The organism is Pseudobacillus sp. 179-B 2D1 NHS, from assembly GCF_045370945.1.
Taxonomy (GTDB): Bacteria; Bacillota; Bacilli; order Bacillales; family Domibacillaceae; genus Pseudobacillus.
Genome location: NZ_JBIQDP010000002.1, coordinates 65,973 through 87,352, shown reverse-complemented (window position 1 = coordinate 87,352; position 21,380 = coordinate 65,973). Strand labels below are relative to the sequence as shown.

Sequence of the window (21,380 nt, the reverse complement as noted above, 5' to 3'; positions counted from 1 at the left end):
AAAATTAAAGGATTATGTATAATTTTGTCGAATAATTTTTGCTGATAACGAATAGTAACTCCTACATAATAAAGGAAAAAGGGAGCGGTGATGGATGAAATGTGTACAGAACAGGCTGCTGCGAATAAAACAGTAAAATGGTTCGCAGAGAAGGCAAGAAATATATTGCTCTTACTAGATGAACAAGGGAATATCAAGTACGCTAATCAAGCTTTTCAAAGGCTGATGGCTCTTTCTCTTTCAGACAGAACGAATCAGTCCTTTTTCCATTTCATTCATGAAGAAGATCGAGAGGAGGCAGCTAGTCGGCTTTTATTTTTAGAGAAAAGCACTTCATTTACTCCTTTCACGAGCCGTTATTCTTATAAAAATGGGAGGTATGGACATTTATTTTGGCAAGAAGCGGAGAAAACAGAGGAAGGATGGATACGAGTGATCGCTGAACCTATTGAAGAAGAGAATGAGGGCAGCTGGCTGTACTTTCTGGCCAATCATACAGAGGACCCGGGATATATCATTGATCTATACGGGCGAGTTCTTTTGATAAATGAAGCATTCGAACAGCTATATGGCTGGAAAAAAAAGGAGATCATCGGACGCCCTTCTCCAGTTATACCCAAAGACCATTGGCATGAATGGCACGAGAAAATTGAGGAAGTGCGTAAAAGTAAAAAGCCTGTTACCTTTCAAACAGTCAGAAAAAAAAGAGACGGAACTACTTTTCCGGTGTCTGCCACTATATCTCCTATTTATGAACGGACTGGCCGTGTGTTTCTCTGCTTAATTTTAACGAAAGACTTAACTGAGTATTATGAAACAAGGCGGCTTGTTGAACTGCAAAATAAAGTCATTGCTGAGCGAGAAAGATTGCTTTTAGATATTACAGAGAATATTACTGAAATGATCAGCCTTTTTGATTTGAAGTTAAATAAGTTTCTCTATATTAGTCCTTCCTACGAAAAGTTCTTTAATATTAATATAGAGACGTTGTACGAAAAGCCGGAGATCATATTGGAAAATTGTCACCCGGAAGACCTGCCAAATGTCGTTGAATTTTTTTGTAAACCGACGAACGGGACAAAGGAGCTTGAATATCGGGTACTAAAGAACAAATCAGGAGAGCCAGGGTGGATGACGACAAAAGTGACACCGATTGCGGATGAGGATGGAACTATTAACCGCTGGATTAACATTAGCAGGGATATTACCGAATTAAAGAAAAGAGAACAGATGATCCGGAAGTGGGATAAGTTAAGCGCGGTCGGCCAACTGGCGGCAGGCATTGCCCATGAGGTTAGGAATCCGCTTACATCTGTAAAAGGATTTATGCAGCTGCTCGCTCAAGAAACGAATAATAAGTATACAGATATTATTTTGTCCGAGTTAGAAAGAATTGAATTTATTATGAATGAATTTTTAATACTGGCAAAGCCTCATCAGGATGTACAGATGAAGCTCAGTAATATTAATGAAGTACTGAGTGAGGTTGTAGTCTTCATGAAACCGGAAGCGCTTTTATACAGTGTGGATATTCATCAGGATTTTGATAAGAATCTTCCTTTTGTACAGTGCGAGCCTAAACAGATCAAACAAGTCATTATAAATTTAATAAAAAATGCCATTGATGCCATGCCTTCAGGAGGAAATATCTATTTAACTACCAGCATAACGAGTGACAGCCAAGTAGCGATTGAAGTGAGAGATGAAGGGGCTGGCATGCCGATCGAGCGTCTAGAACGTTTAGGTGAACCCTTTTATTCAAACAAAGAAAAAGGAACAGGGCTGGGGCTAATGATGTGTTACAAAATTATTGAAAATCATGAAGGCACCATTCATTTTACAAGCAGGGAAGGAGATGGGACCACCGCACGTGTGCTTCTCCCTTCCGCTTACAATCTTTCATAAAGAAGTGGCGAGCAAGTACATGTTTTCTTTTATCCTTACATCTTTTGCAAAGGCCAAAAAAATGCCTTTTTCTCTTTGGAAAAATGAAGAATAGGCTGCTGCTGAAAATAATGATGTGTAAGGAAAGAGGCCATCGTATTACGAAAAATTGTTGCTTCTGCTTTTTGCAAGGCCCATCTTGTATGGTGAATATCCCCCCGATACAGCTTATTTCTCCTTTCTGTAAAGAGGCAGTAGCGCTCCGATGCCCAATAATCAAATGTTTCTTTCTCTGCTGAATAAGAGGGAGACACAGGCTTGTAAAAAACATCAAGCTCTTCCCGGTTTTGTCCAACAGAATAAGAACTTTGAAAATGGCAGCTGTTATTTACAACGGCTGCCATGTTTGATTGGCGAAAAGGCAGTGAATAAAAAAGACGGGCCCCAATAACAGAAGGCAAATGATTTACGTCCAAATTAAAAAAATAAACTCCTGGCACGCCTTTGTGCATGACATATGTGCGAACATTTAGTTGCAAAAAAGAACGCAGCAACGGAATGGGGGGCAATCCATGAAAACGCATGCTGGATACTTGGAATGGAACGATACCCAGCCATGCCATGCCTCCATATAAGTCAACCTGAAGAAAAGGAGGGAGCAGGTTTTTCATAGTGACTGGATGAATAGGCCAGTGCATAAATAATACGTTGGACCACGTTTGCGTCATCACCCAATGGGAAGGAGGCAGAGGGAGCGGCCGGTGTTTTAAATGCAGGAAGGCTTCATTCAAATTAAGCTCTCCTTTCATTGAATGGTGTTTTACTTTATTATTTCCTTATTTTTATTGTTCAAACGCTGCTTCTCCTTTACGCTCTCTTCAGCTTTTTGATTAAGTTATTTGTTTTTACTCATACTACATAATGAGTCGACATTTTAAAGAAGGGGGTGCGATATGCTAACAGCAGAACAATTATCTAAACTGCGTCTTCAGTTGGAAAAAGAAAAGCAAGAGCTGGAAGAGCGCTTTGAGGGAAATGAACATTTTGGATTGGAAAGAGCTCATTCTCATGAATCAACGGGCGAGCTGTCTTCTTATGATAATCATCCGGCTGATGAAGGAACGGAATTATTTGAAAGAGAAAAAGATATAGCGCTTAATGAACATGAAGAAAACCAATTGAAAAATGTGGTAAGAGCCCTTGAGGCAATAGAACGTGGCGAATACGGCAAATGTGAGATTTGCGGAGAAGAGATTCCGCTAGAGCGTCTTGAAGCACTCCCTGCCACGGCTTACTGTATTGATCATTCACAGAATAAAATCATATCCCATGACCGTCCAGTAGAAGAAGGGGTGCTTATGCCACCATTTGGTAAGTTTGACTTCGATGATAGTGCGGATGAATCGGTTGTTTTTGATGCAGAGGATGCGTGGCAGGACGTGGCCAGATGGGGGACATCTGAATCTCCGTCCGATTTCATCGATCCGCCTGATCATTACAATGATATGTATATCGAATCGGATGAAAATGTTGGCTACGTAGAGGATTATGAAAACTTCGTCGGTGTAGATATTAACGGAAGGGATATTATCATTTATCCCAATGAGCAACATGAAAAATATGAGGAAGATTTAGATGAGGAAGGAATCATGACGACCTTTGGTGACTTGCCAGCATTTGAACATGATCCTTACGTAGAAGAAAGAGAGGAGAGGGAATAACGGTGAACTGGGATTTTGAATCATTTAGAAAGCAGCAAGCAAAACACAAATCTGTATATGTCGGTAGCACAAAGAAAAGGCCGACAATCAATGATGAAGATGCCAATGGCCAAGGAAACACAGACATGGCGCCTGGTGCTACGGGCAGAGAGATTGGAAAAGAGTAAACAATAACAGGACTGTCCAGAAAACAGTAAGATAGATGCAGGGATGGACAGTCCTTTGTGTTTTCCAATTTAAGCGACTTCACTTTCCTTTGAGTGGACTTTTTTCATAAAGGCATTCACATCGGCAGGAACTTTCCGATCGAATTTTGAAACGACGTATACTGTTAGGAAGCCAATCGGCACTGTGATAATCCCTGGTACCTTAAATTGTAAAGCCTCAGGAAGAATAGGGGAGCAGAAGATCATAATCATGGAAACAGCCAATCCAACAAGGAGACCAGCAATCGCTCCCTTTTCTGTCATGCCCCTCCACCAGATTCCAAACAAAAAAATCGGTGTAAAAGTGCTAGCTGCTACTGTGAAAGCGAGAGCAACAAGGTGGCCAATAGAGGCTTCCTTTACTAATAGGCCAAGCACCCCATATAAAACGCCAAGAATTAAAATAGCGATTTTTCCAGCTGTTACGCGCTGTTTCTGTGACAGTTCTTTCTTAGAGAAGGAAGCGTATAGATCATGGGCTAAAGCGCCAGAGCTAGCAATAAATAATCCGGAAAGATTAGAAAAAATAGCCGCAAATGCTCCTGCAATTACAAGGCCGAGCAGCCATTTGCCCCCGAGCACTTCTGCAATGGAAGGAACGACCATATTGTCTCCACCGGTGACAAGGTTTTTCATTACTTCAGCATTTAAATTTCCTTCGAGGAAAAGGGCTCGGCCGACAACCCCCAAGTAGACAGCGAATAAAAAAAAGACACTGGCAATTCCAATAGCCATTAAAGCCGATTTACGTGCTGCTTTTGCACTAGGATTTGTATAAAAGCGTAATAAAATGTGAGGAAGTCCGATGGTTCCAAGTGACAGGCCGACAATTAAGGAGACGGTATGCAGAAAATTAGGTGTTAATACTCCAGAAGTTGCCCATGCTTCTCCGTTAGCCACCACCTCTTTTCCATCTTCAGTGAAAGCAGCCGTATTGGCTACTGAGCCGCTGAAGTTTGTAATAGCAGAAAGAATTTTATCATAATGCAAACCGCCATAAATAGCTGCACCGACCATTAAAATGAAGGCACCGAGGCGGATCCAAAGCTCAAGAGCCTGATTTAAAGTAGTTCCTTTCATACCGCCGACCCCGACATACAGGATCATTACAGCACATGTGAAAATAATGCCGAATTCATAGGAAGTGCCAAAGAACATGCTTAAAATCTGTGCTGCACCGAGCAGCTGAGGAGCAGCATAAAAGCCAGAAATAGACAGAACGACGAGCACAGCTACCAACCGGGCACGTTTGCTGTGAAAACGGTAAGCCACAAAATCTGCTACCGTGTAAGCACCGAAACGTCTAAGCGGACCTGCAACAAAAATAGCGAGCAACGTTAAACCAATGGAAAAGCTGAACGTATAAAAAGCCCCGTCATAACCAATGGAGAAGGTCAAACCGGCGAGCCCGAGGAAGGTGGCTGCACTCAAATAGTCCCCTGCTATAGCTGAACCATTTGTAAACCAGCCGAACGAACGCCCACCGACGAAGAATTCGCTGGCATTAGAATTTTTCTTCGATAAATAAGTAATGTAGACAATCGTACCCATTAAGAGGAAGGTGAAAAAATACTTTGGTTCCAATAGTGCTTCCATCATGCGCTATTTCCTCCTTTATTATCTGCCTTTTCCTTCTGTAATTCTGAAGATGTATCATAGCGGGCCAGTCTTTTTTCATAGCGTTTTGTATGAACATAAGCGATCACAAAGGCCATCACCATTCCAACGATAGTAGTCAGAAACCATGTAACAGACATGCCGCCCCAAAATTTGCTGAAGGCGAAATCCTCTGCATACCAGTTAATGACCGGTATAAAAAAAATAAAAGCATAGTAAGCCGTTGAAAGTCCTATTCCTGTTTGAAGTTCAGATTTCATGATGTGTCGAGTTTCTTTATCAAGCGGCTGAAGGTTGTCTACATCAATGGTTCCCATTGAACGGTCTGTCATCTCATATTCTTTTTTCAAGAGCCATCCCTCCTTACCACTAGTATACTAAGCGAGGAAGTGTAAGCCCTTACAAAATAATGTCTGAATATTATAAAAAATTGCTTGTTTTAGCTAAATGCGGATGTTAAAATATGGGAGGAAAGGAGATAGCGAATGAAATACACGGTTTGTCTGAAGAATGTTAAACCAACATCTTATGCCTTGTTAAAAAAGTGGATTGACGAAAAATACGAACAGCAATTTTTTATTCAGAGCCCATTCTGTAATGATGAAGAAGCCCATATCAAAGTTTGCCAAATAAGTGAATTAAGCGATTGGTTGAAAGTATCCCGTTTAATGAAGCGCCAAAACTGTTTTTACATAGTACTTTTAGATCGAAACTACTATCATACCTCACCATTAGCCCTCAAGCTGCAAGTTCATTCTCTCCTCCTGCATCCTATGAAAAAATCTGCTTTTATCCGCAGCATAGATGATGTGTTAAGGCTGTTGAAAAAAAAGCCGGCTGTGTTTTTTCAGTTGGAAGGAAAGAAAGTGATTCCTGCGTACGATGGAGAGAAGAACGAATCGCTGGAAAATTACGTGCTAAGACAACTCTTGCACCAAAACATTCAACAGGAAAACATAATGATAGATGCTCTGTCCGTTTTTAAAGAGAATACTTTCCCAAATGCCGTTTGTTATGTTGAGGGGTTTTCTCATCTAGATTGTACTCCCGCTGATGAAAACCTCTCAGCTCAGCTGATTTGCTCGTATTTTAACAAAGCGTTCGCAGGCAGAGTCTCTCGCCTGTATTTCATTCCTTTTCGTAAATCTATGCTTGTTTTGTTTCGACAGCCGGAAAGTGTTTGTTCTTTGAAGGACTGGGATGAAGGAAGGATAATATTTGAGAAGATTATAAAGAATCTGCTGATACAGCACCGAATTCAAATCTATATAGGGGTCGGTTCTCTATATAATGATCCTCATCTTCTCCATCATTCCTTTAAAGAAGCAGAACTTGCGAGAAGCCTGCCGCCCTTTCGCGAAGTTTCCCTCCGCTATTACGAAGAGATATCTACAGAGGAGGATATCAAAAAAAGCACACAATTCATTCATAATCGTTTTGGAGAAGAGATGACGGCAAGAGATGTAGCGAAGCATGTCAATTTGAGCTATTCCCACTTTATTCGGCTATTTAAAAAAGAAACAGGTAATACTTTTTCAGAGTACGTTACCTTCGTGAGACTAAGAAATGGAGTGCGAATGCTGAGGCAAACCAATTATACAATAGAAGAGATTGCTGATTTAACCGGCTTTAATACCCCTAATTATTTTAGTTCAACTTTTAAGAAGTTTGTTGGAGCTACTCCAAGAGAATTTAGAATGACGAAGGAGATTGTTTTCGTTTAAAACCAACCAGTCGGTTTATGATTTCTTGTTTAATAGAGCCTTCTAGCGGGTATTTTAGCAGTACGATAAGATTTTATGGTTGGAAGCCATCGTTAATAAAAACGATGGCTTTTTAGTGTCTTATCATCAAGCATGATTACTCACCCGATTCTGATTTTCAAAATAACTAATTGTAATTTTCAGGCTTTTGTGTTAATCTTTTTTTAGATATTTAAGAAACGCTGTTGCGTAATAAGAAACAAAGGGCGGGATGAAAATGAATTATGTAAAAGCAGGGACTTTACAAGTTGATCAGCAATTGCTTCAGTTTATTAATAATGAGGTATTGCCGGGAACAGACATAGAAAAGGAGCAATTCTGGGACGGATTTAGCGCCATTGTCGCTGAATTAACACCCAAAAATCGTCAACTGTTAAAAAAACGCGATGAACTTCAGGAAAAAATTGATAAATGGCACAGGGAAAATTTATTTGATTTTAATCAATACAAATCCTTTTTACAAGAAATTGGTTACATAGAGCCGGAGGGAGAAGATTTTGAAGTATCGACAGAAAATGTGGATGAAGAAATTGCCTTGCAGGCTGGTCCTCAGCTCGTTGTACCGGTGAATAACGCCCGCTATGCAATCAACGCGGCTAATGCCCGATGGGGAAGCTTATACGATGCGCTCTATGGAACAGACGCTATTCCCGAGACAGACGGCGCTGAGAAAACCGGGGGTTACAATCCTATACGGGGAGAAAGAGTGATCGCTTTTGCACGGGATTTTCTTGATCAGGCGGTGCCGCTTGAAAAAGGTTCCCACAAAGAGAGTGTAAAATATGCCATTGAAGGTGGAGAATTAATCGTTACACTAGAGAGCGGCGGACAAACGAGGTTAAAACACAAAGAACAGCTGCAAGGCTTTTGTGGAGAAGCAGGAGCTCCTTCTGCTGTCCTTCTGAAAAATAACGGTATCCATTTGGAAATCCAAATCGACAAAAATGATCCAATTGGAAGAACGGATGCAGCGGGAGTGAAAGACGTACTAATGGAGGCTGCGCTTTCAACCATTATGGATTGTGAAGATTCGGTGACTGCTGTCGATGCGGAAGATAAAGTGCTTGTTTACCGCAATTGGCTTGGATTAATCAAAGGGAATTTGAGTGCTTCATTCAAGAAAAACGGAAAAACCATCACCCGCCGGATGAATGAGGACCGCTGCTATACAGCATTGGACGGAAGTACATTAAAATTGCCTGGCCGCTCCTTGATGTTCGTTCGCAACGTCGGTCATCTAATGACCATCAATGCCGTTCTGGATGAAAATGGAGAGGAGGTATTTGAAGGCATTTTGGACGGGGTCGTTACAAGTGCTATTGCTAAGCATTCGATTTCTGGCGGTTCAAAGCTTGCCAATTCGCGCCAAGGGTCGATTTATATAGTCAAGCCAAAAATGCATGGATCGGAGGAAGTAGCGTTTGCTTGTGAATTGTTCGACCGGATCGAGAATTTATTGGGCTTACAACGAAATACATTAAAAATTGGTGTAATGGACGAAGAACGTCGGACGTCTCTTAATCTGAAAAACTGCATTCGGGCCTCTAAAGAGCGGATTGCTTTCATTAACACAGGCTTCCTTGACAGAACTGGAGACGAGATACACACGTCTATGGAAGCAGGACCTGTTATTCGCAAAGGGGATATAAAATCCTCTGTCTGGCTGACGGCTTATGAAAAGTCAAATGTTGCTGCCGGACTGGAAACAGGTTTGCAGGGGCATGCTCAAATAGGTAAAGGAATGTGGGCAATGCCGGATATGATGGCAGCTATGCTGGAGCAGAAAATTGGCCATATCAAAGCGGGAGCTAATACGGCATGGGTGCCATCACCGACTGCTGCTGTTCTTCATGCTCTTCATTATCACCAGGTAAATGTCCAGCAGGTACAAAATGAAGTGAAACAAAATAAACAAGAGTACACAGACGAGATTTTGCAAATCCCGCTCGAAAAGAAGGCAAGCTGGAGTAAGGAAGAGATTCAGCGGGAGATGGATAACAATGCACAAGGCATCCTCGGCTATGTTGTCCGCTGGGTAGAGCAAGGCGTTGGTTGTTCAAAAGTGCCAGATATTAACAATGTTGGCCTAATGGAAGATCGGGCGACCCTTCGCATTTCCAGCCAGCACATTGCTAATTGGCTGCGCCATGGCATCTGTACGGAAGAGCAGGTGATGGAAACGATGAAGCGGATGGCAAAAGTAGTGGATGAACAGAATGCAGGAGATGAGGATTATCGTCCAATGGCACCGGATTACGAAGAGTCGGTGGCATTCCAGGCTGCATGTGAACTTGTATTTAAAGGATGTGAACAGCCGAATGGATACACAGAGCCCATTCTGCATAAACGGCGTCTTGAGGCAAAAGAGAAATACAGTGTTACTCAATAAAGTCTGTAGGGTTTATTATTTTTTTCTAATAAGAGATAATACAAAGAGGCTGGCCGATTGGAGGCTAGCCTCTTCGGCGATAAATAAAATTATTTATTTTCATTGAAAGGGGCCTGTCAATTGGAAAGGGATAATATGGTGAAGTCAGTTGCACGGGCGCTTGATATTATCAAACTTGTAGGCGATTCCAGACAAGGGCTCGGTGTAACAGAGATTTCCAGACAAATGGATATCAACAAAAGTTCAGTGTTTCGTATATTGGCTACGTTGAGTCAGTACGGTTATATTGAACAGAATGAGACCACAGGAAAATACCGGATCGGTTATATGTTTCTTGATATTAGCTCCAAATTGCTCGACTCTCTTGACGTCCGGACTGAAGCGCAGCCTGTACTGAAAGAACTTGAGTATGAAACAAATGAAGTCGTTCATCTTGTTGTTTATGACCAAGGAGAAGTAGTATATATTGAAAAGCTTGATGGCAACGAAACGTTGCGCATGCATTCAAAGGTCGGAAAACGAGCGCCTGTTCATTGCACGTCAGTCGGCAAAGCCATTCTTTCTCATTTATCTGCGGCAGATGTGCTCGCTATTATGGAAAGAAAGGGCCTGCCAGCCCATACACCTTCTACCATTGTGGAGAAGGACGCTTTTCTAGAAGAGTTGTCTAAAGTGAAAGAGAACGGCTATGCGCTGGACCTTGAGGAAAATGAGATAGGGATTCGCTGCATAGCTGCTCCTGTATTTGATCATACAGGCAGTGTAGCGGCAGCGGTAAGCATCTCTGGCCCGACGTTGCGAATGACCGATGAAAGAATGCGCTCGTTAAGTAGCCGGATGATTCAAGCAGGACAAGCCATCTCAAAACGGCTTGGTTATAAGGGCCAATAAGTTAAAAACAGGGCATCCGGAAACTTAGATTTCCAGATGCCCTGTTTGCTTTTTTATTAAACAGCTATATTTCAAATCAGCGATCTGCTGCGCCAAGCTCTTTTGCCGGTTTAACACGTTTTATAAAGAAAGAGAGAATGAGAGCAATGAGGGCAATATAAACAGATACTGAAAAAGAGAAATTAATGCCGTTAAGCATGGCTTCATTCATAATATGTGTCTTCATCTCAGCTATTTGAGCAGGGTCAGGCTGGGCACCGGCAGTTAAATTTTTCGCTGCGGCATCAGCCAATTTTTCTGCTTCCGATTCTGTGCGATTTTGCATCAAAGTGACGAGAAAAGCAGAGCCAACCGCACCTGAAACCTGTTGAAGCGTATTGTTCATCGCTGTACCGTGCGGATTCATGCTTTGAGGCAGCTGGTTTAAGCCGTTTGTCATGACAGGCATCATAACCATGGACATTCCGAACATGCGCAATGTATATAGCATCATTAAATAGCCATAAGATGTTTCGAGTGTTAAGTCACTGAACAAGTGTGTTGTGTAAATCGTAACGATCAAACCAATAACAGACAGAATACGGGCGCCGAATTTGTCAAACAGCTTGCCGGTAATCGGTGACATAACACCCATAACAAGTGCCCCAGGCAACATTAATAGTCCCGAATGAAGCGGGGAAATGCCACGTAAAGATTGCACATAGATAGGCATTAACAACATAGCAGAAAACATGGCCATAGCTAAGACCACCGATATAGCCGAAGAAAGTGCGAACATCGGATAGCGATAGATTCGAAATTCTAAAAGCGGTTCATCCAAGCGAAGCTGGCGGATAATAAATAACAATAGGCTAATGAAGCCCACAGCAATCGGGATATATACATATACGGAGTCCCAGCCTTTTTCTCCTGCAGAGCTGAAACCGTACAGCAGGCCGCCAAAACCGATGCTTGATAAAATGAGTGAAAGAATATCAAGTTTGATATCACGCTGCGGTGTAATGTTTTTCAATTTAAAGATAGCAAGCAAAAGTGTAATGGCTGCGATCGGAAGAACGACATCAAATAATGTGCGCCATGAATAATGCTCAATAAGCCAACCGGATAACGTAGGTCCGATGGCCGGCGCGGTAATCATGACGAGGCCAAACAGTCCCATTGCAGCGCCGCGGCGCTCGACCGGAAAACTAAAAAGCATCACATTCATTAAAAGCGGCATCATGATAGCAGAGCCAGCTGCTTGGATCATTCGGGCAGCAAGAAGTATGCTGAGCGACGGAGAGAAAGCGGCCAGCAATGTTCCGGCTGTAAACAGGCTCATGGCCAAAATAAACAGTTTTCTATTTGTAAACTTCTGAATAAAAAAAGCACTGGCGGGAATTAACACACCGTTAATTAGCATATAACCGGTTGTCAGCCATTGTACAGCTGATGCAGATGCATCGAATTCCTTCATGATAGATGGAAGAGCTACATTTAAAAGAGTTTCATTTAAAATAGAAACAAAAGCCCCGATAAATAAAATCGCAATCATGCCATAAGGCGGCTTTTCTACAGCTCCTTGTGTATTCATATAAATTCCTCCCATACAAGGTGTATAGTTTTTGAACTCTAGTTCTAACAATTTTTAATCATATACCGATGGTATAAAAAAATCAATAAAAAAATATCGTTTTGTTCATAAGTTTGATTCTTATAACAATATGAGCTACGATTAACTTGTACAGGCAGTATAAACAATAACATTCAGGTGATGAAATGAACAATCGTAAACGCCAGGTTATGATGGCAGCGCACTCTCTTTTTGTAGAAAAAGGGTTTGCCGCTACTTCCATTCAAGATATTTTAGATGAAAGCCATATATCTAAGGGAACTTTTTACAATTATTTTTCTTCTAAAAGTGAATTATTAATTAATATTTTCGAGAACATTAAGTCAGAAATAAAAAAGCAGAGAACAGCCGTGCTTGCCGGTCGGCCAGTAGCTGATCGTGAAGGGTTCAGTGATCAGCTGGCTATGACGATGGAGGTTAATAAAAGAAATAATTTGTTTGCCTTGTTTCAAGGGGTATTTGCCTCTGAAGAAGAAGAACTCAAACAGCTTGTCAAGCAGCATTACTTAGAAGAATTGAAGTGGATGCAAGGCCGTATTATTGAGCTTTATGGCGAGCAGGCAAAGCCATACTCTTTGGATCTTACGCTTGTTTTTTTGGGGACTATTCAACAATTCATTCATTTATCAATGGTTACGGAAAAAGAAACGATAGATCTGAAAAGAATCATTGCTTATGGACTGCGCCGAATGGATACAGCGGTAGAAGATGTGCAAAGAAATAAAGATATTCTCCTTGGGGCGCGATTTCTTGAAAAATGGTTTCCTGAATCTACGTTATCCAAGGAAAAGAAGAAAAGTGCCATTATGCAAGAAATCAGCTCTTTGCAAAAAGAAGCCAGTCCTAATCAAAGTGAGCTTCTGACTTTTTTGCAGAATGAAATAAGTAGCGCAGAGCCTCGCATTGCTATTATAGAAGCTGTGGTCCGGGCAATTGATGACAGGGAAGAACTGGACGATCTGATTGCTCAATATTTAAAAAGCTAAATGTCTAGTGTGAGTAACTTTCTATATTAAAATAAAGCAAAGGAAGGGAATGTATCATGCGCAGCATACTTGACTCATGGAAGGTAAAGTTTAATGAGAGAGGATTTCCTCATATTCAGCAGGCTTTTGTTCTGCCGCCGGAGAAAATGCATGAATTAGATCCGTTTATCATGCTGGCCGAAGATTGGTTTAAACGAGGAACGTTTGCTGACCATCCCCATAAAGGCTTTCAAACTGTGACATATGTAATGGATGGCCGACTTGAACATATAGATAATAAAGGTGGAAGAGGCATTCTTGGGCCAGGTGATGTACAATATATGAACGCAGGCGCTGGAGCTCGGCATGCTGAAGAAGCAGTAGATGATGACATTGTTCACTCCCTTCAGCTATGGCTCAACTTACCGGCTAAGCTGAAAAACTCCACTCCTTTTTACCAGGACATTTACGCAGAGGATGTTCCCGTAAAAAAAGTAGGTTCTGCAATGGTGCGTGTGTTTGCCGGTGACGGAGGACCGATGAAGCCGCTCATTCCTTTTTCGATGGCTGAAATTTTGCTTCCGGCAAAGGAGACATACATTCACGAATTGCCGGTCGATGACACTGCCTTTATATACGTTCTTGCCGGACGGGCAGCATTTGGTGAAACCAGCGTCATTCTTGAGCAAGGATATGCTGCTACTTTAACAAAAGGCTCGTCCTTCCGTGTGGAGTCAGCAGAACGCACAAAAGTGCTCATTTATTCTGGCCAGGCACAAGGAGATCCTATCGTATCCTATGGGCCGTTTGTGATGAATTCCCGTGAGGAAATTCGTCAGGCTCTTCAAGATTTTCAGGAAGGAAAGTTTGGGCCTGAGGCGAAATAAAGAGGCTTGTTGATAAAGGTAATAAGTAAGCCATTATAAAAGGAAGAAACGAGAGAACGCAGTAAAAAAGTGAGTTCGGTTTTTTTGTGTACTGTAAACAGTGGAGGGGACAGAAGAAAATTAATAAATGGTATAGATTTTCATAAGGCAATATTAATGATAGTTGGTATATTCATGGAGAGCCTTATAATTAAGAGGGGATCTAAAGAGGAAAGGCCTTACCGTTGCAGGGGAAAGAACAGCCAATCATACTGTGGACCTAAAATCTTTCATTAGGGAAGATTCAGAAACACTGAAATGTAAGCGTTCAACCATTAAGCAGCAGTTAGATGAGCCACACTTTCAATAAAAAACATCGTGACAAGTAAAAGAATGACCGTATTATGGGCTGTTATCAGTATAAGGAAATAACAAAAAAGAGAAGCACCGAGGTGCTTCTCTTTTTTATGCACTTTCTTAGACAAATACCATTTCTTCTTTTCAGCTTCTGCCTATATAGTGGCTCACGAATGTTTTGCCGGGTTGAGCGTATAGAGTTAAAAAACAACTTCGGCCGGCTCTACTTGAATCGCCGAAAGCTGATACGTTTTAGTGCGTAAGGAATCAATATCAATATGTTTACGGGCAATACCTGAACTGATGGCAGCTTGTGCCACAGCGGCAGCCACTTCAGGAGCGACACGTGCATCAAAAGGAGAAGGAATAATATAATCAGCTGACAGTTCTTGTTCGGAAACAAGAGAAGCAATAGCGTAGGCAGCAGCTGCTTTCATCTTTTCATTGATGTCTGAGGCTCTCGTATCAAGCGCCCCTCTGAAAATCCCTGGAAAAGCAAGAACGTTGTTTACCTGGTTAGGGAAATCTGATCGGCCTGTACCGATCACCGCTACACCGGCTGCTTTTGCTTCAGCAGGAGTAATTTCTGGATTAGGATTAGCCATCGCAAAAACAATTGGATCTCTTTCCATCGTACGAACCATTTCAGGTGTTAATACCCCAGGAGCAGAGACACCGATAAAAACATCACTATTTTTCACGATCTCTTCTAACGGTCCTTCTGCCTTTTTGGCATTTGTAAAGGAGGCGACATCCTCTTTGATCGGATTCATTCCGCATGGGCGGCCTTGATAAATAGCTCCTTTTGTATCGCACATGATGATTTCTTTTACACCGAAATTATTTAGAAGCTTTGCAATGGCGATGCCAGCTGCACCTGCCCCATTAATAACAATTTTTATTTCGTCGAAAGTCTTATTCACAAGTTTAAGGGCGTTAATCAAACCAGCTAGTGTGACGATCGCTGTACCATGCTGGTCATCGTGAAAAACAGGAATGTCCAGTTCTGCCTTTAAGCGCTGTTCGATAAAAAAGCAGTGGGGTGCTTTTATATCTTCCAGATTAATTCCTCCAAAAGATGAAGTGAGTAACTTAACAGTTTTAATGACTTCTTCGGGATCTTTCGTATCAAGGCAGAGAGGAAAAGCATCCACACCGGCAAAGTTTTTCAGCAGAATCGCTTTGCCTTCCATAACCGGCAAAGAGGCGTCTGCTCCAATATCTCCAAGCCCTAATACGGAAGTGCCGTCAGAAATGACAGCTACAGTATTCGCTTTCATTGTATAATCATAAATCTTTTCGCTGTTTGCTTGAATGGCGAGACAAGGCTCGGCGACTCCAGGAGAGTAAACCAGGCTTAAATCTTTTAAATTTTTAACATTTAATTTAGCCTTTGTTTCTAGCTTTCCTTGGTGGCTTCGGTGAATTTCCAGTGCTTCTTGTTTTAAGTTTTTCATAATCTCCTCTTCTCCTTAATTAATCACGCTCATGCTACAGTTACGCTACGAAGTAATGTTTTTAATTCTATAACATCCTAAAAAGATAATCAACAGAAGAATCAGAAAATTTAATTAACTAAAAGAAAAAATTTTTAGTAAACAATTGACTTTCCAAGCATAAAGTATATAATACAAATAAATCCGATTAGATAAATATGATTAATAAAAAAGATGGTGATTACATGTTTTTACACATAGACCATGTCAATAAACAGTTTACGAATAATAAAGTTACAAATGATGTATTAGTTGATGTGAGCGCTGTAATAAATGAGGGTGAATTTGTTTCGATACTTGGGCCTTCCGGCTGCGGAAAATCAACATTATTATCTATGGTCGCAGGATTAAGTGAAGCTTCATCCGGTGAAATTAAGCTCGAGGGAAAAACAATCAAAAAACCCGGAAAAGACAGAGGCATGGTGTTCCAGCAGGCAGCTTTATTTCCTTGGCTGAATGTTGAGGAAAATGTCATGTTCCCTCTTAAAAAAGAAATGAATAAAAAAGAAGCGAAAGAAACAGCTCGCCAGTTTTTGCAAATGGTCCAACTTTCCCATTATGCTGGCCATTATCCACATGAACTGTCGGGAGGAATGCAGCAGCGGGTAGCGATTGCCCGGGCACTTGCCATGAATCCAAAAGTATTGCTTATGGATGAGCCGTTTGGTGCATTGGATGAACAGACAAGGGCACGCATGCATGCAGAGCTTGAAAAGATTTGGACAGAAACACAAAAAACAATTCTATTTGTTACCCATAGCATCTCTGAATCTATTAAGCTATCTGACCGCATCATTGTTATGGGAACACAGCCAGGGACGATCATTGCTGACATTCCAGTGGATATACCAAGGCCACGGAAATTTGATCAGAAAGAAGTTATCCAGCTTGAAAAGCAAATTAGCCTGTTGTTGAAAAATGAAATCGATAAAGTAGTAAAAGAGGAACTGGCCTATGCAGCGAATCATTAAACAGCTTGTTTTTTTTATCGTATTGTTTATTGCCTGGGAAGGAATTGTGCGAGCTGGCGGCTGGACACCGGATGTAATGCCGAAGCCGACGGATGTTTGGCAGGCACTTGTTCGCGGCTTTGAAGATAAAACTTTGATTTTTGACTTAGTTGCCAGCTTTGAGCGCTTGTTCGTCGGCCTGCTTATTTCTTTAGTACTGGGAGTGGGCATCGGTATTTTGCTTGCCAAATCAAAAACTGCTGATGAAACACTCGGTTCACTTATTTTAGCTCTTCAAAGCGTACCGAGTATTGTCTGGCTGCCGCTTGCTATTATGTGGTTTGGATTGAATGAAAAATCCGTTATTTTCATTGTTGTTCTTGGCGGAACGCTCGTTATGACAATTAATATGCGAATGGGAATCAAAAGTGTGGCTCCGCTCTATATTCGGGCTGCACAAACAATGGGCTCAAGAGGAATCGATTTATTCATAAGAGTTATTTTTCCAGCGGCCATCCCTTATGCGGTTACAGGGGTTCGGCTAGCATGGGCGTTTGCATGGCGCGCTCTAATGGCTGCTGAAATTTTGAGCACAGGACCAGGATTAGGATACACACTAAAATATGCTTCTGATTTTGGAGACATGAGCCTGGTTATTGCTGTCATGATTTTGATTGGTATTATCGGAAGCATCGTAGATTATGCGTTTTTCCAAAGAGTAGAGAAAAATGTTATGCGGCGCTGGGGACTTGAAACAAATTAACATTCTTAGTTAGTGAGGGAGAGAATATGAAAAAGAAGCTTGGTTATTTTGGCTTCATTCTGCTTTTGCTGGCGGGTGTACTGGCCGGCTGCAACTCAGCGGAAGAAGGAAAATCTGGAGAGAAAAAGAAAGTCGTCATTGGATATTTTCCCAACCTTGACCACGTGCCGGCAATGATCGCCCGGGAAAAGGGGTATTACGAGGAAGCGCTTGGTAAGGATGTAGATGTTGAATATAAATCCTTCCCGGATGGCGGGGCATTTATGGTTGCCCTGAAAACAGGAGACGTTCAGGCAGGGCTTGTCGGGCCTGGACCGGTAATGAACAACTTTACTAATGGAGCGGACGTGAAAATTGTCGCCGGCAGTTCTTCAGGTGGCACAGTGATCGTTGCCCGGAAAGGCAGCGGAATTAATTCTGTTAAAGATTTTGCAGGCAAAACATTTATTACTCCAGGTGTTGGCTGCACACATGACGTCCAAATGGAAACATTCGTTAAAGATTTCGGTCTTGAATCAAACCGGATTGGTGGTAGCATGAAGCATACAACAGGCAAGCCGGCCCAATATGCAGGTCTGTTTGAATCAGGCAAAGTAGATCTTGCTGCTGTTCCTGAACCATGGGGTTCCTTGCTTGTTAAAGAAGAGGGAGCCAAGATTATTGTGGATAGTGATGAAATTGCCTTCGGTACGACATTGCCTAACTCCGTACTCGCCACGAGCGGTAAATTAATAAAAGAAGATCCTGAACTTGTGCAAGATATTGTAGATGCTCATAAAAAAGCGATTGATTTTATTAACAATAATCCAGAAGAAGCGAAAAAGTTAACGATTGCAGCGATTAAAAAAGATACAAAACAAGAATTGGCAAAAGATGTGGTTGATAGTGCATGGAAAAGAATTACGTACACAGCTGACATAAATGAAAAAGTTGTGCAGGAATTTGCTGACTCTTCATATGACTTGAAATTCCTAAAAAAACAGCCTGATTTCACTGCTTTGATTGATAATCAATTTGCCAAAAAATAAAATATTGAAAAAACTCTTGTCATTTCTATCTTTTTACTGTACATTTAAAAAAAGTTAAAATTTCATAGGTTCTTATCAAGAGAAGCGGAGGGACTGGCCCGATGATGCTTCAGCAACCGGCTACGTAAAGTCAAGGTGCTAACTCCAGCGGGTTTCATCCCGGAAGATGAGAGGAAGATAATCAAAAGCCTTCTTCTTAAGAAGGCTTTTTTATTTTTCGCGCATACATAAAGGAGAGAAGAACATGTCACATACACACATTGATACATTGCTAGCACAAATTGGGAATCGCAGCGAAACAGCAACGGGAACAGTGAATGCACCTGTCTATTTTTCAACTGCTTATCGTCATGAGGGAATTGGCCGTTCAACCGGCTATGATTATACACGCACAGGAAATCCAACACGACAAATTGTCGAACAAGCGATTGCTGATTTGGAAGGCGGGGATGCAGGCTTTGCTTTTGCCTCAGGCATGGCGGCCATCCAGACACTTCTTGCATTGGCTGAACCTGGGGATGAGTGGCTCGTCTCTGCTGATCTATATGGAGGCACATATAGGTTATTTGAGAAAGGATGGAAAAAATTCGGCTTATCTTTTGTATATGACAGTTTTCAGGATATCAGTGAAGCGAAAAAGAAAATAACAGAAAAAACAAAAGTGATCTTTTTGGAGACACCGACTAATCCGCTTATGCAGGAAGTAGATATTGAACTAGTGGCAGCATTGGCAAAAGAGCATGACTTGTTGTTGATCGTTGACAATACGTTTTACACGCCGCTTTTGCAGCGTCCGCTAACTCAGGGAGCTGATATTGTCATTCATAGTGCAACGAAGTATTTAGGAGGCCATAACGATGTGCTGGCCGGCTTGATCGCAGTAAAAGGAGAGAAGCTGGCGCTTTCAGTGGGAGAGATGCAAAATGCTGCCGGAGCTGTTTTGGCCCCGCTGGATTCCTGGCTGTTAGTACGGGGGATGAAAACGCTGAGCCTGCGTATGAAACAACATGAGCAAAACGCAAAGCAAATTTCGGAATTTCTGCGATGTTGCCCGGAGGTCACTGATGTTTTATATCCGGGACGGGGGGGAATGCTCTCTTTTCGGTTAGAATCAGCAAAATGGGTGGACGACTTCTTAAGAAATCTGAAGCTTATTACATTCGCTGAAAGCCTTGGGGGAGTCGAGAGTTTCATTACTTATCCGGCAACGCAGACACATATGGATGTGCCTGAAGAGGTTCGCATTCAAAATGGTGTTTGTAACCGCCTGCTCCGCTTTTCAGTAGGAATTGAACATGCAGACGACTTAATTGATGACTTGACACAAGCTTTCAAGAACATGAAGGGGTGAAAAATATGAGTGATAATTATTCTTTCCAAACAAAACTATTGCATAACAGCCATAAATTCGATGAAGGAACCGGAGCGGTCAGTGTACCGATTCAGCATGCTTCTACATTCCATCAAAAGGACTTTGATCAATTTGGCAGTTATGATTACAGCCGTTCTGGGAATCCGACGCGAGAAGCGTTAGAAACTGCCATTGCTGAACTTGAGGGCGGCACGCGGGGCTTTGCCTTTTCATCAGGCATGGCAGCCATTTCTACGGCCTTTCTTTTGCTTTCTAAAGGAGACCATATATTAATTACAGAAGATGTATACGGCGGCACGTATCGCATGGTCACAAGTGTCTTGAACCGTTTCGGTATTGAACATACATTTGTGGACATGACGAATCTGCATGAAGTGGCCTCAAACATAAAAGAGAATACGAAATTAATTTATATGGAAACGCCGTCCAATCCATTGCTGAAAGTAACGGATATAAAGGGAATTGTTAAATTGGCTAAAGCAAATAATTGCCTGACATTTGTGGATAACACATTTCTTACACCAGCTTTGCAGCGTCCGCTTGATTTTGGTGTAGATCTTGTTCTGCACAGCGCTACTAAGTTTTTATCGGGACATAGCGATGTACTAGCCGGCCTGGCTGTAACAAAAGACAAAGAACTGGGTGATCGCTTGTATGCTTTGCAGAATTCATTTGGAGCCGTTCTTGGTGTGCAAGATGCCTGGCTTGTGCTAAGAGGCTTGAAAACTCTTCATGTCCGGCTTGAACAGTCTTCTAAATCCGCACAAAAATTAGCTGAGTTTTTACAAAAACATGAGCTTGTAGAAAAAGTTTATTATCCAGGATTATCTGATCATGAGGGACACGTCGTTCATTCTTACCAGTCAACTGGTCCGGGAGCTGTGCTCTCCTTTGAATTAAAAGATGAAGAGGCTGTGCGTAAGTTCGTTAATCAGGTGAAGATTCCCGTGTTTGCTGTCAGCCTCGGAGCAGTAGAGTCAATCTTGTCTTATCCGGCAAAAATGTCTCATGCCGCTATGCCGAGGGAGGAACGGTATAAGAGAGGGATTACAGACGGACTGTTAAGGTTGTCGGTCGGCCTGGAATCTGTGGAGGATTTAATCAATGACTTTGAAGAAGCCTTGCAAGTTGTGAAATTACCTATTTCTTTGTAAAATAAAAAACGGAAAGCGTTAGCTTTCCGTTTTTTATTAGAATTAAGCACGGCCACGACTCATGCTCTTCATAATAAAGCTTACAACGAATACAAGAATGATCGCACCAATTAAAGCTGGGATGATCGCCATACCGCCGATGTCAGGACCCCAATCTCCAAGAAGTGCACCACCAATCCAAGCGCCGATGATACCAGCAATGATGTTACCAATAATGCCACCTGGAATGTCCTTGCCTAAAATAAGTCCGGCTAACCAGCCGATGATTCCTCCGACGATTAAAAACATTATAAAGCCCATTTTGTTTCCTCCTTACTTTTTTTATGTTCCGTGCTTGCTTTATTTA

19 protein-coding genes and 1 riboswitch are annotated in these 21,380 nt (G+C 41.8%); of the genes, 13 read left to right on the top strand and 6 right to left on the bottom strand.

Translation table 11 applies throughout. From position 1 onward, the window contains the following. Nucleotides 1-90: 90 nt before the first annotated feature. Complete coding sequence (locus ACH0BF_RS02765; RefSeq protein WP_406908812.1) at nucleotides 91-1,905, top strand: PAS domain S-box protein; 1,815 nt, start codon at nucleotides 91-93, stop codon at nucleotides 1,903-1,905. A gap of 35 nt (nucleotides 1,906-1,940) precedes the next feature. Here ACH0BF_RS02765 and ACH0BF_RS02760 read toward each other — a convergent pair whose 3' ends face one another. Then, nucleotides 1,941-2,675 carry a YqjF family protein gene (locus ACH0BF_RS02760; protein ID WP_340854958.1) on the bottom strand — a complete coding sequence of 245 codons (735 nt, stop codon included), beginning with the start codon at nucleotides 2,673-2,675 and terminating at the stop codon, nucleotides 1,941-1,943. Between the two features lie 162 nt (nucleotides 2,676-2,837). Between ACH0BF_RS02760 and ACH0BF_RS02755 the strand changes: the two genes are divergently transcribed. Further along, nucleotides 2,838-3,605 (top strand): TraR/DksA C4-type zinc finger protein, encoded by a 768-nt coding sequence (locus ACH0BF_RS02755; protein ID WP_120036865.1) that lies wholly within the window; start codon nucleotides 2,838-2,840, stop codon nucleotides 3,603-3,605. A gap of 2 nt (nucleotides 3,606-3,607) precedes the next feature. Next, the gene (locus ACH0BF_RS02750; protein WP_182917114.1) at nucleotides 3,608-3,772 is read left to right on the top strand and encodes a hypothetical protein; all 165 of its coding nucleotides are present in this window, start codon (nucleotides 3,608-3,610) and stop codon (nucleotides 3,770-3,772) included. 69 nt (nucleotides 3,773-3,841) lie between these two features. Here the strand turns inward: ACH0BF_RS02750 and ACH0BF_RS02745 are convergent, their stop codons facing one another. Beyond that, the gene (locus ACH0BF_RS02745; RefSeq protein WP_120036867.1) at nucleotides 3,842-5,410 is read right to left on the bottom strand and encodes a sodium/solute symporter; all 1,569 of its coding nucleotides are present in this window, start codon (nucleotides 5,408-5,410) and stop codon (nucleotides 3,842-3,844) included. Next, a complete protein-coding gene (locus tag ACH0BF_RS02740) occupies nucleotides 5,407-5,778 on the bottom strand; it encodes a hypothetical protein (protein WP_340854951.1) in 372 nt (123 codons plus the stop codon). Before ACH0BF_RS02740 ends, ACH0BF_RS02745 begins: the two co-directional genes overlap by 4 nt. A 135-nt stretch (nucleotides 5,779-5,913) precedes the next feature. On the opposite strand from ACH0BF_RS02740, the gene ACH0BF_RS02735 reads away from it, so the two are divergent. The 3 genes from ACH0BF_RS02735 (at nucleotide 5,914) to ACH0BF_RS02725 (ending at nucleotide 10,471) form a co-directional block, all read left to right on the top strand. Continuing rightward, the gene (locus tag ACH0BF_RS02735) at nucleotides 5,914-7,152 is read left to right on the top strand and encodes a helix-turn-helix domain-containing protein (RefSeq protein WP_120036869.1); all 1,239 of its coding nucleotides are present in this window, start codon (nucleotides 5,914-5,916) and stop codon (nucleotides 7,150-7,152) included. Between the two features lie 250 nt (nucleotides 7,153-7,402). Next, entirely contained in the window at nucleotides 7,403-9,580 is a 2,178-nt protein-coding gene (locus tag ACH0BF_RS02730; protein ID WP_406908810.1) for a malate synthase G, read from the top strand. Nucleotides 9,581-9,700: 120 nt separating this feature from the next. Beyond that, entirely contained in the window at nucleotides 9,701-10,471 is a 771-nt protein-coding gene (locus ACH0BF_RS02725; protein WP_120036872.1) for an IclR family transcriptional regulator, read from the top strand. Between the two features lie 76 nt (nucleotides 10,472-10,547). Here ACH0BF_RS02725 and ACH0BF_RS02720 read toward each other — a convergent pair whose 3' ends face one another. Continuing rightward, nucleotides 10,548-12,044 carry a DHA2 family efflux MFS transporter permease subunit gene (locus ACH0BF_RS02720; RefSeq protein ID WP_406908809.1) on the bottom strand — a complete coding sequence of 499 codons (1,497 nt, stop codon included), beginning with the start codon at nucleotides 12,042-12,044 and terminating at the stop codon, nucleotides 10,548-10,550. 185 nt (nucleotides 12,045-12,229) lie between these two features. Here ACH0BF_RS02720 and ACH0BF_RS02715 point away from each other — a divergent pair, with 185 nt between their 5' ends. Beyond that, complete coding sequence (locus tag ACH0BF_RS02715; RefSeq protein WP_340854941.1) at nucleotides 12,230-13,069, top strand: TetR/AcrR family transcriptional regulator; 840 nt, start codon at nucleotides 12,230-12,232, stop codon at nucleotides 13,067-13,069. Nucleotides 13,070-13,125: 56 nt separating this feature from the next. After that, nucleotides 13,126-13,935, top strand: coding sequence for a pirin family protein (locus ACH0BF_RS02710; protein ID WP_340854939.1), 810 nt, complete (start codon nucleotides 13,126-13,128; stop codon nucleotides 13,933-13,935). Between the two features lie 536 nt (nucleotides 13,936-14,471). On the opposite strand, the gene ACH0BF_RS02705 is transcribed toward ACH0BF_RS02710, so the two are convergent. Then, nucleotides 14,472-15,728 (bottom strand): NAD(P)-dependent malic enzyme, encoded by a 1,257-nt coding sequence (locus ACH0BF_RS02705; RefSeq protein WP_406908808.1) that lies wholly within the window; start codon nucleotides 15,726-15,728, stop codon nucleotides 14,472-14,474. Between the two features lie 224 nt (nucleotides 15,729-15,952). Between ACH0BF_RS02705 and ACH0BF_RS02700 the strand changes: the two genes are divergently transcribed. From ACH0BF_RS02700 to metC, 5 genes are all read left to right on the top strand, one after another. Next, on the top strand, nucleotides 15,953-16,738 hold the full coding sequence (locus ACH0BF_RS02700) for an ABC transporter ATP-binding protein (protein ID WP_340854934.1): 786 nt from the start codon (nucleotides 15,953-15,955) through the stop codon (nucleotides 16,736-16,738). After that, entirely contained in the window at nucleotides 16,722-17,480 is a 759-nt protein-coding gene (locus ACH0BF_RS02695) for an ABC transporter permease (protein WP_340854932.1), read from the top strand. Before ACH0BF_RS02700 ends, ACH0BF_RS02695 begins: the two co-directional genes overlap by 17 nt. A gap of 26 nt (nucleotides 17,481-17,506) precedes the next feature. Beyond that, a complete protein-coding gene (locus tag ACH0BF_RS02690; protein ID WP_406908807.1) occupies nucleotides 17,507-18,508 on the top strand; it encodes an aliphatic sulfonate ABC transporter substrate-binding protein in 1,002 nt (333 codons plus the stop codon). 69 nt (nucleotides 18,509-18,577) lie between these two features. Continuing rightward, nucleotides 18,578-18,681: riboswitch (SAM riboswitch) on the top strand. Nucleotides 18,682-18,752: 71 nt separating this feature from the next. Then, on the top strand, nucleotides 18,753-19,859 hold the full coding sequence (locus tag ACH0BF_RS02685; RefSeq protein WP_406908806.1) for a methionine biosynthesis PLP-dependent protein: 1,107 nt from the start codon (nucleotides 18,753-18,755) through the stop codon (nucleotides 19,857-19,859). 5 nt (nucleotides 19,860-19,864) lie between these two features. Continuing rightward, nucleotides 19,865-21,034: a cystathionine beta-lyase gene (gene metC / locus ACH0BF_RS02680; protein ID WP_406908805.1), complete on the top strand. Its 1,170-nt coding sequence runs from the start codon at nucleotides 19,865-19,867 to the stop codon at nucleotides 21,032-21,034. Between the two features lie 42 nt (nucleotides 21,035-21,076). On the opposite strand, the gene ACH0BF_RS02675 is transcribed toward metC, so the two are convergent. Beyond that, nucleotides 21,077-21,334 carry a GlsB/YeaQ/YmgE family stress response membrane protein gene (locus tag ACH0BF_RS02675; protein ID WP_120036891.1) on the bottom strand — a complete coding sequence of 86 codons (258 nt, stop codon included), beginning with the start codon at nucleotides 21,332-21,334 and terminating at the stop codon, nucleotides 21,077-21,079. Between the last annotated feature and the right edge of the window lie 46 nt (nucleotides 21,335-21,380).

Excerpts from the sequence above, each read along its gene's own strand:
- ACH0BF_RS02765 (WP_406908812.1), top strand. The coding sequence starts at position 91 with ATGGATGAAATGTGTACAGAACAGGCTGCTGCGAATAAAACAGTAAAA.
- ACH0BF_RS02755 (WP_120036865.1), top strand. The coding sequence starts at position 2,838 with ATGCTAACAGCAGAACAATTATCTAAACTGCGTCTTCAGTTGGAAAAA.
- ACH0BF_RS02745 (WP_120036867.1), bottom strand. The coding sequence starts at position 5,410 with ATGATGGAAGCACTATTGGAACCAAAGTATTTTTTCACCTTCCTCTTA.
- ACH0BF_RS02735 (WP_120036869.1), top strand. The coding sequence starts at position 5,914 with ATGAAATACACGGTTTGTCTGAAGAATGTTAAACCAACATCTTATGCC.
- ACH0BF_RS02730 (WP_406908810.1), top strand. The coding sequence starts at position 7,403 with ATGAAAATGAATTATGTAAAAGCAGGGACTTTACAAGTTGATCAGCAA.
- ACH0BF_RS02720 (WP_406908809.1), bottom strand. The coding sequence starts at position 12,044 with ATGAATACACAAGGAGCTGTAGAAAAGCCGCCTTATGGCATGATTGCG.
- ACH0BF_RS02715 (WP_340854941.1), top strand. The coding sequence starts at position 12,230 with ATGAACAATCGTAAACGCCAGGTTATGATGGCAGCGCACTCTCTTTTT.
- ACH0BF_RS02710 (WP_340854939.1), top strand. The coding sequence starts at position 13,126 with ATGCGCAGCATACTTGACTCATGGAAGGTAAAGTTTAATGAGAGAGGA.
- ACH0BF_RS02705 (WP_406908808.1), bottom strand. The coding sequence starts at position 15,728 with ATGAAAAACTTAAAACAAGAAGCACTGGAAATTCACCGAAGCCACCAA.
- ACH0BF_RS02700 (WP_340854934.1), top strand. The coding sequence starts at position 15,953 with ATGTTTTTACACATAGACCATGTCAATAAACAGTTTACGAATAATAAA.
- ACH0BF_RS02695 (WP_340854932.1), top strand. The coding sequence starts at position 16,722 with ATGCAGCGAATCATTAAACAGCTTGTTTTTTTTATCGTATTGTTTATT.
- ACH0BF_RS02690 (WP_406908807.1), top strand. The coding sequence starts at position 17,507 with ATGAAAAAGAAGCTTGGTTATTTTGGCTTCATTCTGCTTTTGCTGGCG.
- ACH0BF_RS02685 (WP_406908806.1), top strand. The coding sequence starts at position 18,753 with ATGTCACATACACACATTGATACATTGCTAGCACAAATTGGGAATCGC.
- metC (WP_406908805.1), top strand. The coding sequence starts at position 19,865 with ATGAGTGATAATTATTCTTTCCAAACAAAACTATTGCATAACAGCCAT.
- ACH0BF_RS02675 (WP_120036891.1), bottom strand. The coding sequence starts at position 21,334 with ATGGGCTTTATAATGTTTTTAATCGTCGGAGGAATCATCGGCTGGTTA.